This is a genomic window from Ferrovum sp. JA12, assembly GCF_001431705.1.
Lineage (GTDB): Bacteria > Pseudomonadota > Gammaproteobacteria > Burkholderiales > Ferrovaceae > PN-J185.
In genome coordinates, this window is the sequence record NZ_LJWX01000001.1 from 207,148 (window position 1) to 222,747 (window position 15,600).

Here is a 15,600-nt window from a genome sequence, read left to right on the forward strand (position 1 = left end):
ATTATTTCTCAGAAAAATACTGGATTGGAAAACGTTCTTCCCATCCCTGTGGCGATTTGGCCACAACAATCACACGGTGTATGCCATGTGTGATGTTGGGTGACAAACTTAAAATCAATGAGTGTCTTGCTGAGGCAGGAACTAACACCTGCGTTTCATCCAAGTGATACTGGTCAGGTCGCATGCCCTCCACTGATAGGGTAATCACTCCGTCACGATATTGTTTATTGGCAATAGAGATTTGATAATCTCGACTGGTAGCATTGTTAAGCCCTTCAGCCTTATAGACGGCTAAATGATACGGCTGCCAACTGATTAATCCCCAAATAAAGAATGAGCAACCCATCAGTGCAATCACCAGCACCCAACGTGTTCGGGTATCAAGACCAATGGCTGCATTTTTAAAATTTATCCGCGATTCTTTTTTCTCTTTTCTCTCACCCATTTCAAAGGTAAGCAGTCCAGGTTCATTCTTTTTAGCATGCAGCGTGTTACAGGCGTCAATACATTCACCACAATTGATGCAACTGTCATAGATATCTGTTTTTTTAGGATCTAAATCAATAAAACAAGCCGTGACACAATAATTGCATTTTAAGCACTCGCTGGCACGAGAATCATCATACTTAATATGCAAGGTTTCACGGGTTTTAAAGCTATGCTGCCAAACTCTATACACACAGGCAAAACGACACCAGAAATGCCTGATGATAGCAATATCAATAAAGATAATAATTACCACAACCCCGTATATCCAATGCAGAGAACGGGCTAATTTAGGATTAGACTGCCAAGCCAAAAAATCCCATACCACCTGGGGGGGGTAGAAATAAAACAGGGGAATCAGTGCAAAAAACATGGCGGCGAACAGAAAAGATAGCCCTAATAAAGACCAATTGAGTACTTTGTTTTTATTGGGCGCCACCAACGGAGCCTCTCCCTCAAGACTCACTTCTGCTCTTTTTCCCAATAACTTATGGGTCATAAAGTTAGCCCATTCCGCCATAATGTTTTGTGGACACACCCACCCACAAAAAACAGTCCCCGCAATGGAGTAAAGCATCACTAACATACACACTATTAAAATCCACAAGCCTGCCACCAGAAAGAAATCGGAAAACCAGATCTGTCGGCCCATCACCACCATTGCCCCAGCAATGGGGTCTAACCTAAAAATCCCCAAGGCGGGAACCAGTATCACCACGAGCACAGATAAAGCCTGAGCTGCGCGTCGGCGCAAATGATAATGATTGGGAGCAAGGGTTAGATTAGCCATGATGATTTGTACGTTGTATTAACACTATAAACCTCTATTTTTCGCTGAGTTTGCCTCAAGGTCAAGAGGAGATAATTGTAAAAGCTCTGCCAGAGAATGATCCGCATCGGGATCCTTCTCTACCTGCTGTAAATGCCACAATGAGCGCCAAGCCTCCACATGATAGGGATTAATAGAGAGAATACGTTGTAAAAGAGTTTTTTCATCGAGACCGTGAGACAAGATATTTTTTTGGTTGGCAAAGAGCTGATCACTCAACGCATATTGTATCCAACGATCCTGTGGATTGGCTTGGTAAGCGAGCTCGATCAAATGTGCCGCTTCGCCATCCTGACCGCTAAAAGTGGCCAGCCAAGAGCGTACCAAAAAATCTGTGGCAATAAAGCTGGCTTCGAAGTTTTTACTGTCTACCACAGGTACCGACAGTTCTTTTTTAGCCTGCGCCAAGGGCGGGCGGTTAGCCATGAGATAAGCCAATATTTTAGGGAGTTCGTTACTGTTAGTATAGTGTAATCGTGGTAAAGTAAACTCAATCACAGGCGCCCATTCATCCTGTACCGGCACAGGAGAGTCTGGAATGATTCCCATATAGCGTCCTGACCAAGTGAGCTTAGATTCACCAAGAAACTCTTTTTTAAGGGAGCCGGTTGGCAGGGAGGTGAATAAGCCATGACTGTCTAGGGTGTTGTCTGCACTACCCACCAAAGCCAAGTGCATCCCATCCATAAACATCACTCCTTCTGGAAACACTCTTTTAAAGGTAGTGAGAATCACTTCAAAGGATGAAAGATCAAATTGATTGAGTGCCAGCCATTGAACGAAAACCCCCTGATGATCTAAATGCTGGCGGACACGCTGGAATTGTTGCAATGACAGTAATGAAGAAACCCCCGCCAAATCAGGATGAAACAAATCCCCCACAATAACATCGTAGCGCCCTGTATGAGCGCTCAAAAAATGTCGCGCATCATCTTGAATAATACTGGTTTGTTTTAATGTCTCTTGATTGAGCGCAGAAAACCAACTCTTAGCCCCAATAATAGCACCACGGGATAACTCAACAGCGGTTCTTGTTAAATCGCTAAAAGGCAATGATCCCTCATCGGAAATACCCGTTCCCAAACCGAGCAAGAGTAAACTATGGGGGTTGCCCTGGTAGAGCAGAGGAAAATAAACTTGGTTTTCCTGAGTTAATACAGCGGTCGGCTCACTGGAGGCATCACGGCGTTGTAAATCAGTTAACAAATAACGCTGGCCGTTGGGTTGCTCGACCACCTCAGTCATCGCAATAGCATCTTCATAATGATAAAGATCTTTACTGTGTCCCAGTTCTTGGGGCAACAAACGACTGGTGGCGGGCATTTGGGAAATCCATAATAAAACTCCTGCAGCGACGGGAATGATCGCCCACCAGAGTTTATTGTGTTGTTTAAAGTCTAATAATATAAACAAGAAGGCTATAAGTCCTAATATAGGCGTGGTTCCCCACAGCGGAATTAACACAAACCCAGTGATCAAAGCGCCCACCGCCCCACCTAAGGCATTCACTGAATAAAGCCATTGCCCTGAGTTGTGATACTGTTTAGCCAGTAAGGGTAGCCAAGCCCCTAAACTCAGCGTTACGGGTAAGGTCATGGCCAACATCAATAACCCCTGCACAAGAAGGGCTTGGTAAAAACCAGAAAACTGGGCAGATTCAAGATAGGCTGATACTGGAATCCATTCGATTAATGAGAGAGCAATACCTGTGGCAACCAGCCAAGGTAAAAGATTTAACCACTTAAACCGTCCCAACTGGCTTGTTAATACACTGCCTATAGCAATTCCTAATAAAAATGTTGCCAGGACTAATGCTAAAACGTACTCTGTGCGCAACATAATCAGGCCAAACAATCTGGTCCAAGCCACCTCAAGCGCTAAGCTTAAGGCCCCTAGAGCACCATACTTGATTAGCGTATTTAATGGTGGTCGAACTGAAGTAGGCGGCTTAGTCTTCTTCTTATGCAAGCCTTTAGGCAATACAAACCAAAAACCAAAAGCCAATAACAAGCCAAACAAAGCAGCAATCCGTAAACTTGCCACCCATCCAAAAGTCGGCAATGCCCATAAGGGCCACAAAGCACCCAATACGCCACCTAATGTATTAAAGCCATAGATCCACGGCAGAGCTTTGGCTTGGTTACCCACATATCTGAGTACCAAGGAAAACCCTGCGCCCATGGCATAGGCTGGAATACTCAATAAGATTAAAGCTGCTAAGAAAATCAATACATGCCAGAGACTATCTGAAAAACGTAGTGCGGCAGAGTCAATAAAGGGGGTAGTTAGTCGTACTAAGGTAGGTAAAAAAATAGCAAATATACTCAAACCACACTCAATCCATCCTAAGTAGAAGGAGGAGCGCATGACGGGAGATGATGCTGTTGAAAAACGCCATGCCCCAAGGCCTAACCCCATCATGAAGGCCGCCACGGTCACCACCACAGCAAAAGCGCTGACGCCAAATTGAATGGATAAGAGGCGCATCCAAAGCACCTCATAGACTAAGGCCAGGAATCCGGAGCAAGCATACAGGCTAACCAGCCGGATCATATCACCACCTTAAAAAGGATAAAACCAGACTAACCCCACAATCAAATGAACAATTGCAAGAGTCATTGTTAAGCCGGCAAAAATCATATGGGCCACAAACCAAGGTTTATCAAAGACTCCCACCGCAATTCCTAGAGCACCCGTTGTGAATAACAACAGTAATAAAGGAATACCAATTAAAAACATGATGACCTGTTTTTTGTGAGTACTCACTTGATCTTGATCTTGTTTTTCTTTTTCTTCTTTTTGTTTATCAAAAGCCTCTAACACCTGAATGCCATTGACGTCCTTTTCAGATGGAGCGATGACTTTCGATGAGGTGGCCGAAGTATTATTCTCAGCATAGGCTGGGAGTAGAGCCGATAAAGACAGGGTCGTTAACACTAACATAATAAACAGTTGAATCGATTTCATGTTCTATTTTCTTCTTTATTGCTGCCCTGAGTCTTGTTCTGACTCAACGGACACTTCATCGGATTTATAACGTGTGGAATAGCGCCATACTAATATGGCCATTAATACAAATGGGGCAAATATACCAATTAACAGAAATAAAAATATACTCCAGGGGGTTTCAATGGTCACATGCAAGTAGCGATAACTATCTAAGGCCAGGGCGGACTGAGACCAGGCGCTTAACATGATAGTCAGTAATACTCCTATTACATAATTAAATTGAGCCATGTTCAACGCCCCTTCGCCGGTGAATCACTGGCACATCGAAAACCATAAAAATCAGATGCATAGTTAGCAAAAGCAAAGTTTCTATGAAAACTTGAAGTGGAAAAAGGGTCCCCTTTCCAAGAACCGCCCCGTAAAACCTTATAGTGTGTCTTGACGTTGACTTGATCAGATATCTTTAATGCCTGATCTTGGGCGTTATCTTGCACTGCAACTTTACCTTTAAAAATTTCAGAAGGGGCATTGGATCCCTGATAGGGTAGAAAATCACTATCAACCCATTCATCCACATTACCCGCCATATCCATTGCCCCATAGGGGCTAACCCCTGTGGGAAATGCCCCTACGTCGGTTGCTGAACCCACATCATAGTAGGTATTAACATTTTTAGGATCCATCACGTTACCCCAGGGCCAACGTCGTCCGTCTGTGCCACGAGAGGCCTTCTCAAACTCTGCTTCGCTGGGTAGTCGCTTACCATCCCATTTACAATATTCTTTTGCGTCATACCAGGTTACCATGGTCACTGGATGCATTTTTTCTCCATTGGGAATACGTCCGTTTTTCCAGCTCAAAGGAGGCCTATGATGAGTGTTATAAATAAATTTTGCATACTGTGCATTGGTAACCAAATATTTATCTAAGTAGTAAGTGGGTAGCGTCACTGTATGCTGAGGTTTATCTTGTATGTCTGCTCGCTCAAGGTTGGTCCCCATGATAAAGGGCCCTGCGGGAATTTTCACCATTGTCTCCACATCAGCCCATTGCTCTCTTGATAATAATCTCTCAATCGCTGCTGCATCATAACTAGTACTAGACACGCTGCTATGCTCATGTCTTTCTTGGATAGTAATATCCTCTCCAGCGGCACGTATTCGTTTTTGTTCTTCTTTTAAATTATAGGTGGCTAGGTTTCTCATATCATCCATACGAATAGAACCCAGCTTAATAACATGTAAGGTACTACCAATCATGACAGCAATAACACAAGTTATAAGTGTTGCGTGGAGGTAGCGTTTTCTCTTTATTTTCTCTTGAGGAGAGAGTTGTTTTTTATTTTTATAAGCCATGTTTAATCTTATTACTGTGTTGGTTTCTTCTTATACAAAAGATTCTTATCTCTTCTGCCATAAGTTCTTTTATTAATGACTTCACCCACCACCCCACCGATCATTGCTGATTCCATAATTAAAATCAGAAAGAATCCCCACCAGCCTATGGGTTCGCGAGACATATGATCAGGAAGGGGACTATTCACCACTTGATAGAGCGCCATCACTCTAACCAATAGCGGAGGAAAGACAGCTAACCATTTACCCCCACCACCAAAAATGTAGGCCACGATGATTCCCGCCAAAAAGGGTAAAATAAACACGGCGGCAATCCAAGCAAAGCTAAAATAAGCAATACCATTAAATAACTCAATGTGTGAATCTAGTATCACATCACCAAAATGTAACAGCGCCGCCGCCACTCCAAAGGCAATAAAACCTTTTAATAAGCGATCCTCTTGTTTTCTGTTATTCATTAGTTTTTATAGGTTTTACCAGTTAGTTTTTCGTATTCCATTTTCTTTGTTTGCTCTAAATACCAGTCTTGAACTTTGAGACTAGCCATATATTGAGCAAGAACACGTCTATCATGCTCTGACAGGGATGCGTAAGAGGGCATACTGTACTGTTTTTTTAGTCGGCTTGGTAATATTGTCTGAGGACTAACAGCTGAGAAATAATTATAAAACCATTCCTCTGTTCGTATTGACCCTATCCCATCAAGGGCAGGAGCAGGAACTGTTTCCATCATATTTTTAACAGTCCATAAAGAATGACATTGACGGCATCCTTGAACTCTATAGATATCAGAGGCCTCACGCATCAGGTGATGATTGGCTGTCGTATAAAAGGGAATACCTTTATCTGGTTGCTTTTGTGTTTCAATTGTAAAAACATTTCTCGCCATCACAGCTAACACAACCACTGCCATGACGGCATAAATTATTTTCTCACCACGTCTCATACAGTTTTATTTCGTTGCTCAGCCATGGCCTTTAAAAATACATCACGTTCTTTCTCTTGCTTAGCTAATACTTCACGACTTTTCGCATAATCCTCTGGTTTCATTTTATCTTTATCGGACTCAGTAAAAACAAGATACTTAATGTCTTCATCAAACTGATTGTTTTTTGAAGCCCAGCGAATACCGTAGATAGAGGCAATAATAATCAAACCACCGGCAACTAACCATAAATAGATAGTCCAGCCATCACCTAACGAATCAATAAAATTCATAATAAAACTCATAATTGTCTCCTATTTATAATTTCGACAGCACATCATCAAGCAAGTTCTTAAAAAAGGAAACCATTTAACATTTGTGCAGCACCGAATATAATTGCCACTACCACACCCATGATTATAGCTCCAAACATAACTTTTTCGCCGGTACGCATTTTACCTTCTGCGGCTTGCTCACGTATGGTTGCATAAATAATTCCGCAAAAAACAGCTACGCCAATCATGAGAAAAACAAAAACTCCATATCCAAAGTGCTGGCTTCTCATACCTTCTATACTAAGGTCTACCTTACCATTGTAGCCACTGTATTCAGTACTTATATTTAATAAATTTTCTGTAATTAATTTATACATTTTAGTCTTTCAAATAAATATGCCACACATCAGTGTGGCATATTACGGTTAATAAGAAAATCTAACTCTTTATCTGAGGTTTATCTTTGTCATAATTATCTACAAAGAAACTGTAGATAAATGGAAATATAAAAGCAACCGCTATGGGAAGTAAAATTGCTAAAGGGCCATTATCTAATTCAATCATTTGTGTCTCCTATTTAGTTTTTATTCTTCCACATGACCGTGACGTGGTTGCCAGGTTGTAGGTGGCAAACGCTTGATCATTAAAAATACAGCTAAGAAGAAGTAGGATAAGTAAAACAGGTCAATGGTATAGCCTTTATCCCACCATGGTTGTTGACGAATTCTGGTGCCATCAGGACGATAGTTACCTTCAAAGTTTGCTGTGACTACATTAGGTCCAACCACCGTATAGTCACCTAGATGTTCATGATGTTCCTGCAGAGCATTGATCTGTGGAGCAATCATTCGCAAATCATCCATTGAAACAGGGTGTCTTTCTAACAGAGCATGGTTAGCATTTGGGTCTTTGCTAACAATGTTTTCGATAATTTTTAAAGCCTCATCATCGTTTTTAGCGTTTAGAACCTCAGGATTTTGCATGGCTTGAACATAGGGCAAATATAATTTTGCCGTAGGTCTTTGGCCCCACAAAGGAAATGTCACTAAGAATGCGGTAATGACAGTTAACAAGACTAACCAAACAACTGGAACAGGCACAGGATTATTATCTTCTGTGAGTCCACCTAATAACTCTCTTTCCCACAATTTTTTATTTTTTTCTGTGGTTTCATCATCACTGAGCGTAGCTAATGGATCTTTAAATGACCAGCCCATAATTCCCCCTAGATTACTTATGTTGAATTTTAGTGGAGCTAGTCTCCTAGCCCCACCATATAACTACTACTACTTAAGATTTAAAATAAAATCAATTAAATGTCTTGCGTCACTATTTGATGCATACATAGGTACTTCTGGTGGGTAAATACGCTTACCTTCAGTGTACTCGCTGTACGCTTTACGCCATTTATCATAATCAATAGGCTTACCGTTTGCATCAACCTTACCCCATAAATAGTCAAAACGAGGCATAATTGAATGTGGTTGCACCAGTCTTGGATTAAAGAAGTGCAACATTAACCATTCTTTTGATGCATTTCTTGAACCGACATGTAATAAATCTGGTGCTTTACGATCAGAACCAAACGCTGTTGGAGACTCACCATTAAAATCACCTAACATGGGAGGAGCACCAAATACTTGCCAATCTTGTGTTTGTTCTGGCAAGAGTGTGTGACACCACCAGCAACCCTCACGTACAAAGATTGATTTACCAGCACTGGCGTAGTAAGTGTTCGCATCACCGGCTGCTTTTAATACTTGCTCGGGATTCCATCCACGCGTAGCTGTGGCGTCTTCAATATAGTATTGTTTTTGATCGTTAGACCTCACCAAGAAAACAGCACCTTGATCCTTATTAGCCTCATTAATATGCCCATCATTAATACTAAGTTTCTCTGATACTTTACCTAGGTTCCCAGGGTGTATAACACCACCAGGGAAAGGAGTACCCTTTTCATAAACATAGGCCGTGGTTGCTTCCATGGGTTGGCCTGTTTTAGGGTCAGTTTTCAGAATCACTTTTTCTGGACGATGCCATCCCAGTAATAATGGATCATCTAAACTAAACCCAGACTCATGACCCGCCCAAAGTTGCTTATCTAAAGCTACCTCGGTTGCGCTAACGGAGGAGATATCAAAACTTGGCAATAGCAGTGTAATCGTCATTGATCCACCTAATGCTAGAGCAAAGAAACGGGCTCCGACTTTATATTCTCTAAAATTCATGTCGATTTACCTCTTATTATTAGTTAATTTTAACGTTCGTAAGCCAATTCATGGGGCATACGACCTTGTGGAACTTCTGTACCTTCACGAGCTGTCATCCACATATTGTAGAGCCAGAAACAGTTACCGATAAACACTAAGGTACCACCAATCCAACGTGCAATCATGTAAGGATGTTCTGCTATGACCACGTCGATATAAGGCACCTCATAAATCTTACCTGCTCCCTGAATCAAACCTGCGATAGTCATGGAAACCCAGTAAGTGGTGAACCCAATAAGTAGTAACCAGAAATGTATGTTGGCTAAGGTTAATGAATACAACTTACGGCGCATCATACTTTGCAAGCCTAAATAAACTGCCGCTGCTTCCAGGAATGTTGAGAAACCCAACAAAGCTAAATGAGCGTGAGCTACGATCCAACCTGTACCATGAATGTACCAGTTAATGGCACGGGTTTGTTGGAAACCACCTTGCATATTTAATGGTATTGCCATTAAGCAACCCGTAACGGTAAATCTAACTTCAATATTTTCAACAAACATATTCCATTTACCTTGCATAGTCAGCAAGATATTTGATACGAAGGCAATGGCAGGCACTAAAATCAGCACACCTTCAACTGAGGCAAAAGACTTAAGCCACTCAGGTAATGGAGCAGACATTAAGTGGTGAGCCGCTGGGGTTGAGTAGAACACAACCACTGACCAGAAATGTAAGTGTCCAATTCTATGTGAATACAAGGGATTACCTGTCACTTTTGGAATTGTGTAGTACGCAATTGCAGCGGCAACTGGCGTAATCCACAAACCAAGCACATTATGAGCAAACCACCATGTTAAGTAGGCTTCTGTTAAACCAGTTAAATGGAAAAACTCTGGCAAGTTTCCAACTGTAAATACGATAGCTAACATGAAAGTCGCTGCAGCGAAAAACCAATTAGTGGTATAAATACCTTGCGTTCTACGATTAATAATCGTCATCCATACGTTTATACCAAGTGGTACAACCATAAAGGTAATGATGTATAAGTCAATAAACCAGGGGAAATCTGAATACTCACGACCAGAGGTCATTCCAGCCCAAAGCACTGTCAAACCTAAAGACAAACCAATGTTCCAGAGGAAAGCATTCCAAAGTCCTAACTTCTCCGACCACAATCTCGTATTACCTAAGGCTGGCGTTATATACATCATAGCCATACCAAAAGCCATTGATATCCAACCAAAAATAACTGCGTGAACGTGAACCTGACGCATGTGACCAAAAGCCAAAAACTCATATCCCGTCACAAAATCAGGAAAAGCCAATTTAGCAGCATTGAAAGAACCCAAACCTGTTCCGATCACAAACCAGACAATGGCTGAGAACCCCCAGTAAACTGCTGATGCACCATGAGGTATATCCTCATTTTTAGCCAGCAAATATTTAAACATCTTCACTACCCCCTTAATTGTTTCTTCATTGTTTCATTTACAGAACTACATATTAGTAAGGCCCTAGTAAAATCTTACTAGAGCCTTAAATCTCATACTTAGTGTTGATTAGTATTCTTGCGATCATGTGGCATCAAAATATACCATGATAACAACATACTTGAAAAAGCTAATGTAATACCAAACGCTGCTGCAATTGTGTTTAACATGTTTTAATCTCCCACGGCTAGGCTAAATTTTCAAGGGCATTATGACGTTTTAGAGAAATTGCCAATAACGCAACATAAGCAAATCCAAAAACAAACATACACCAATCAATAAACCCTGTAAAAGTAGAGGGGACAAAAGCCCAACTCATCCAACCACCCCAATCCTGGAATTTGCCACGGCCTGCAAAACACATTACTGTCGCACCGAATACACTGCCGTTACCCATTCCTGTGAGCATACCACCGACAATCATTACCCAGAATCCGCGCTCTCTAATTGATTTTTTTTGCATCTCCCCCCCTTTTAAGCGTGCAAACTATTTAAATAGCTTGAATCAGTTTAACTTCTTTTTTAAATAAAAAGAGTAACAAATTATTAACAAATTTATCACAAATTTTTTAATTAAAAATACCTTATGTAATTTATACCAGCTTAAGTCTCATTTTTCAACAAGTTTCAGCTGGGTTTAATGCTGATTGTTTCTTTTCTACTACCTAATTAAATGATTTCTTTTAAATGCCCTTCTCATGATTAAGTAGGCTATACCAAATACAATGATGGTTGAGCCAAGATCAAACATACCCGTCATAGGCATGTGATGAGTAGGATAAGTCCCGGAAATCCAGGTGTACCTCTCAATCCAAGTTCCAATTACTATAGACGATGCAATTAACGCGATTGCACTAGGGTTTTTCCTATTGAATGGGAACACCAGCATGACGAAAGGAAAGACAAACTTCATAACAAAGAATGTCCAAAACAAACCGCCATATGGTCCGTTTTGCATTAAAAATATACGATCTGTTTCATCTCCAAAATTAGCATACCAAATAATTAAATATTGGCCAAAAAATGTATACACCCATAAGATGGAAAACCCTAACATCATTTGCGCAATGTAATTATAAAGATAACTGCCAGGGGATTTAATAAACAAGCCTGCCTTATCTAAAAAATAAACCGTGATTACCAATACGCCAAGATACATACCAAAGACGCTGACGAAGTGATAAATCGAGTACATAGAACTTTCCCAACTGGGCAACAGCGTCATTTCAAAATCCCAGGCCACCATCGTGCAAAAGAGGACATGCACAAAAGGGATTACCCCTGCAACCCATCGAAAATTATGACTCGCATCCGGGTTGGATTCTGCCTTGGCCTGAAGTCTAACAAAAGAACCATAGACTAACCCTACTATAATAAACCCAAGTATTTCTCGCGTTGCTAAAAAGGGTAAATTATTCCAAGCAGGTAATTTACCGTATCCCCCAACCCAAGGAAAGGTTAACTTACCGCCATAAAGTAAAATTAACAGTAATATAAAAGCAAGCGGATAAAGTGAAAAAAACGATACCGAAATAACCCGTATGTCAAACCGCCACTTTGCCCCAACCAAATGCAATAAAGCTGACAGCATGACTCCCGCCAACGATAAATGTAAAATAATAAGAAAATCTACGGTCAGAACTGACCAACTAGAAAAAGAAATCACGCTGCCTCCCCCTTTATAAATCTATTATTTTGCTGAACCAACTGTATTTTTTTCTTGAGCAGCTTTTTTATCATCAGCAACCAAACCGTGTCTTACATAATTCACTACATCCCATCTCTCTTTTGGATACATATCATTGCCATAGGATGGCATTAAAGCACCACCAAAAGTGATGTGCGCAAAAATATATCCTTCTGGCGCTATTTTTTGTACATTCTCTGATGTTAGATCAAAAGGACGAACTAAAAGCTTAGCACCCACTAGACCATCCCCAGTCCCTGATACACCATGGCAAGGCACGCAATAAATTTGAAATAATTCACGGCCATGGTTAATGGACTGTGCAGTAGCTTGATTAGGATTTTTTAATTTCATCGCCTCATCATGTGTTTTAATAAATGGCGTAGTTTGCGTGCCAGCCATGGGAATAGAGGTTTGTGGGAAGGGACGAACAGACTGTGGTCCCTCTTGAGGCTTAATACTAATTTGGTTAGCCATATCACGACTCCACGGCCAAGCAAAAGCAAGACTTGGTAATAATGCGGTCATGGTAAAGAGAGTAGCTCTTTTCATTTTTTTTCCTCCCCAAGAATTTCTAACGAATGATGTTTTTTAAAAATCTCATTAATAACAGGAATACTGGTGTCTTCTGCTTTCACTAGTATGCCAATTTTGTCTTCGCTTACCCGAGTGTTATACAGAGGACTTCTATTCCCCGGCAGTTTCCAACCAATAAAACAACCTATCACCGTCATCAGTACGCCTGACAGAATAAAGAACTCATAAGTGAGTACCATATCAGGAGGGATTGGCACCACTGGCCTTCCTCCACGAATTTGATAAATAAAAGAGGCTTGCGCAGAGGCCACTAAAGTTAAACCCGTTATTGGACCAAACAACACTCCAACCAAGGTAAACAACTGCACATAAACGGGTCTCTTGCCCAGTTTCTCAGATAACTCTGGGTGTTCAATAGGAGATTTAATCACTACATCTTTCATGCTGAAACCGGGCAGCTTGGTATTATTTAACTCATCTAACACGAGCCCAGCTTCCTCCATATTGTTATACAGAGCGAGTAAGTATGATTTCATTATGCTACCCCTTTCGCTTTGAGCATTTTGCTTTGGTCGTGAACCATCTCTTTCACTTCATACATAGAAATCGTTGGGAAAATCTTGCAGTAGAGCATGAACAGCATGGTGAACCAACCAAAACTTCCCGCTACGATGCCGAACTGTACCCAACTTGGCCACCATCCTGAAGTCCAAGTCCAAGGATATTGAGAATGCCCAAAAGTAGGGGTGATAATTTGTATTCGCTCAAGCCACATTCCAAAATTCAATATGATAGAAACCACCATTAATGTAGGTAAATGTGTTCTGACAAACTTGATTAATAATGTAAAAGGCATGACAGTAGAACAAAATACCATTCCCCAAAAAACAGGGGCATAGGTGCCTGTCATTTTGTCAAGTAATTGCTGTTTTGCAATTTCATTTGCCCCGTACCACACAGTCGAGTATTCAATCAGATTTAAATAATTCCATACCATAGCTATGGCAAAAGTCATTTTGATTAATTTATTCAAAATCGGCATTGTCATATACGCTTCGAATCGAAAGACGTATCGCAATAAAATAAATAAAGTAATAATGACAGAGCATCCTGAATACAAAGCCCCTGCGACAAAGTAAGGAGGGAAAGATGTAATGTGCCATCCAGGGTTTTGTGAGACAGCAAAATCGGTTGACACAATAGAGTGCACTGATACGGCAAGAGGCATCAAAAAGCAAGCTAATGTCATATAAGTCACTCTGAATGTAGCCCATTGACGATCAGTACCCTGCCAACCTAATGACATAAATGTATAAAGCTTTTTCCTCGCTCCAGTTGCATTGTCTCGACAGATTGCAAGATCAGGAACCATTCCTGTGTAGAGAAACAACAATGAGGAAGTTAAATAAGTACCTATAGCCGTTGCATCCCATACCAAAGGAGAGCTAAAGTTTGGCCACACCCATCTCTCGTTGGGATAAGCCACTACGTAATAAAACTGCCAAACTCGACCTAAGTGTATTAACACAAAGAGGGCGGCGGTCAACAAAGAAAAGGTCGTCATTGCTTCTGCATAACGGTAGATAGGTTTCCGCCAGTCTGCATGAATGATATGTAGAAGGGCTGATAACAGTGTGCCCGAGTGCCCCATGCCAATCCAAAAAATAAATGTCGCAATATATAAACCCCACACTTGAGGATTATTCAAATCAGCAACACCCAACCCATTGTCATACTGGTATTTTTCGCAATATACACCAAAAGAAAACAGTGCCATCGCAGCAAAAAATATGACCCAAAATATTGGTCTTGGACGGTCTAAACTACGTAAAACATCCTTATTAATTTGCGCCCAACTGACGTCTTTATCAATATCCAGGTCCTTTGGAACGAATTTTTTCTCTATATGTATTTCGTTATCATCCGGCACATCATGCTTGATCATATGACTCATAAAATTTCCTCTCTCCCTTATCCCTTACCGAGACCTATTATTTATTTCCTTATGCTTCTAAATCTCTCACACGCTCTAAATACACCACTGACGGATAAGTCCTAAATTCTTCAAAAATTCGATATCCTCTTAAGTTTTCATCTTTCTTTTGCTCATCTTTCTCAAGGGCTATTTGCTGATTTTTCCATTTTTTGGCCACTTGTGATTGTGGGTTAGCAAGATTACCAAAAGTGATTGCAGAGGTGGGGCAAGCTTGAGCACAGGCCGTCGTTACTTCTCCATCGCGCACCAAACGTCCATCTGTTTTAGCATGATCCATGGACTCTCTTAATCGTTGCACACAAAATGTACATTTCTCCATAACCCCTTTACTTCTCACTGAAACATCAGGATTGAGTTGTAACTCTAATGGATTAGGCCAGGCTGTATCAGCATATTGCCACCAATTAAAATAGCGAACTTTGTAAGGACAATTGGCGGAACAATAACGAGAACCCACACAACGGTTATAAACTTGTGTATTAAGTCCGTCAGCTGAATGGTGCGTGGCGCCAACAGGACATACCACTTCACAGGGAGCCGCTTCACACTGCTGACACATCATAGGTAAAAACTGAGCCCCCCTATCTGGTACCATATCAACAGGAACGCTTTCACCCTCCCCCCAATATCGTTCAATACGCAACCAATGCATAGCATGACCTTTCTCATACCTTTCCTTCCCTACCACTGGTAAATTGTTTTCTGCATAGCATGCAGTTGTACAAGCATTGCATCCTGTACAGGCGTCTAAATCAATCACCATGGCCCACTTATAATCAGCATTCTTATACTGATCTAAATAAGGACGACGGGACCTGAAACTTGTCCAATTTTTTATTAAATTATTTAAAGACATGA

Annotated in this window: 19 protein-coding genes; all 19 read right to left on the minus strand. The window is 41.1% G+C overall.

Annotation, left to right across the window (positions count from 1 at the left end):
* Position 1: 1 nt before the first annotated feature.
* The 19 genes from FERRO_RS01175 to FERRO_RS01260 all read right to left on the minus strand — a co-directional run bounded on the left by FERRO_RS01175 (position 2) and on the right by FERRO_RS01260 (position 15,598).
* Positions 2-1,276, minus strand: a complete 1,275-nt coding sequence (locus FERRO_RS01175; protein WP_056929050.1) for a 4Fe-4S binding protein — start codon at positions 1,274-1,276, stop codon at positions 2-4.
* Positions 1,277-1,300: 24 nt separating this feature from the next.
* Positions 1,301-3,868: a spermidine synthase gene (locus FERRO_RS01180; protein WP_056929051.1), complete on the minus strand. Its 2,568-nt coding sequence runs from the start codon at positions 3,866-3,868 to the stop codon at positions 1,301-1,303.
* Between the two features lie 9 nt (positions 3,869-3,877).
* Positions 3,878-4,282: a hypothetical protein gene (locus tag FERRO_RS01185; RefSeq protein ID WP_056929052.1), complete on the minus strand. Its 405-nt coding sequence runs from the start codon at positions 4,280-4,282 to the stop codon at positions 3,878-3,880.
* A 15-nt stretch (positions 4,283-4,297) separates the two neighbouring features.
* Positions 4,298-4,552 (minus strand): hypothetical protein, encoded by a 255-nt coding sequence (locus tag FERRO_RS01190; protein ID WP_056929053.1) that lies wholly within the window; start codon positions 4,550-4,552, stop codon positions 4,298-4,300.
* A 2-nt stretch (positions 4,553-4,554) separates the two neighbouring features.
* Positions 4,555-5,619, minus strand: coding sequence for a formylglycine-generating enzyme family protein (locus FERRO_RS01195; protein WP_056929054.1), 1,065 nt, complete (start codon positions 5,617-5,619; stop codon positions 4,555-4,557).
* 11 nt (positions 5,620-5,630) lie between these two features.
* The gene (locus FERRO_RS01200; RefSeq protein WP_056929055.1) at positions 5,631-6,077 is read right to left on the minus strand and encodes a hypothetical protein; all 447 of its coding nucleotides are present in this window, start codon (positions 6,075-6,077) and stop codon (positions 5,631-5,633) included.
* Entirely contained in the window at positions 6,077-6,565 is a 489-nt protein-coding gene (locus FERRO_RS01205) for a hypothetical protein (protein ID WP_056929056.1), read from the minus strand. The genes FERRO_RS01200 and FERRO_RS01205 overlap by 1 nt, the downstream gene beginning before the upstream one ends.
* Entirely contained in the window at positions 6,562-6,849 is a 288-nt protein-coding gene (locus tag FERRO_RS01210; protein WP_056929057.1) for a hypothetical protein, read from the minus strand. Before FERRO_RS01210 ends, FERRO_RS01205 begins: the two co-directional genes overlap by 4 nt.
* Before the next feature lie 47 nt (positions 6,850-6,896).
* A complete protein-coding gene (locus tag FERRO_RS01215) occupies positions 6,897-7,196 on the minus strand; it encodes a hypothetical protein (RefSeq protein ID WP_204374707.1) in 300 nt (99 codons plus the stop codon).
* 61 nt (positions 7,197-7,257) lie between these two features.
* Positions 7,258-7,383 (minus strand): hypothetical protein, encoded by a 126-nt coding sequence (locus FERRO_RS10495; protein WP_275044299.1) that lies wholly within the window; start codon positions 7,381-7,383, stop codon positions 7,258-7,260.
* A 20-nt stretch (positions 7,384-7,403) separates the two neighbouring features.
* Complete coding sequence (locus FERRO_RS01220; protein WP_056929058.1) at positions 7,404-8,036, minus strand: hypothetical protein; 633 nt, start codon at positions 8,034-8,036, stop codon at positions 7,404-7,406.
* A 69-nt stretch (positions 8,037-8,105) separates the two neighbouring features.
* Positions 8,106-9,047, minus strand: coding sequence for a cbb3-type cytochrome c oxidase subunit II (locus tag FERRO_RS01225; protein WP_056929059.1), 942 nt, complete (start codon positions 9,045-9,047; stop codon positions 8,106-8,108).
* A 29-nt stretch (positions 9,048-9,076) separates the two neighbouring features.
* A complete protein-coding gene (locus tag FERRO_RS01230) occupies positions 9,077-10,483 on the minus strand; it encodes a cbb3-type cytochrome c oxidase subunit I (RefSeq protein WP_056929060.1) in 1,407 nt (468 codons plus the stop codon).
* Positions 10,484-10,709: 226 nt separating this feature from the next.
* The gene (locus FERRO_RS01235) at positions 10,710-10,985 is read right to left on the minus strand and encodes a hypothetical protein (protein WP_056929061.1); all 276 of its coding nucleotides are present in this window, start codon (positions 10,983-10,985) and stop codon (positions 10,710-10,712) included.
* Between the two features lie 198 nt (positions 10,986-11,183).
* Positions 11,184-12,188, minus strand: coding sequence for a hypothetical protein (locus FERRO_RS01240; RefSeq protein ID WP_056929062.1), 1,005 nt, complete (start codon positions 12,186-12,188; stop codon positions 11,184-11,186).
* A 24-nt stretch (positions 12,189-12,212) separates the two neighbouring features.
* The gene (locus tag FERRO_RS01245; protein ID WP_056929063.1) at positions 12,213-12,761 is read right to left on the minus strand and encodes a c-type cytochrome; all 549 of its coding nucleotides are present in this window, start codon (positions 12,759-12,761) and stop codon (positions 12,213-12,215) included.
* Positions 12,758-13,282 carry a quinol:electron acceptor oxidoreductase subunit ActD gene (locus FERRO_RS01250; RefSeq protein WP_204374708.1) on the minus strand — a complete coding sequence of 175 codons (525 nt, stop codon included), beginning with the start codon at positions 13,280-13,282 and terminating at the stop codon, positions 12,758-12,760. The genes FERRO_RS01245 and FERRO_RS01250 overlap by 4 nt, the downstream gene beginning before the upstream one ends.
* Complete coding sequence (gene nrfD, locus FERRO_RS01255; RefSeq protein WP_204374709.1) at positions 13,282-14,700, minus strand: NrfD/PsrC family molybdoenzyme membrane anchor subunit; 1,419 nt, start codon at positions 14,698-14,700, stop codon at positions 13,282-13,284. Before nrfD ends, FERRO_RS01250 begins: the two co-directional genes overlap by 1 nt.
* Before the next feature lie 49 nt (positions 14,701-14,749).
* On the minus strand, positions 14,750-15,598 hold the full coding sequence (locus tag FERRO_RS01260) for a 4Fe-4S dicluster domain-containing protein (protein WP_056929065.1): 849 nt from the start codon (positions 15,596-15,598) through the stop codon (positions 14,750-14,752).
* Positions 15,599-15,600 lie beyond the last annotated feature (2 nt).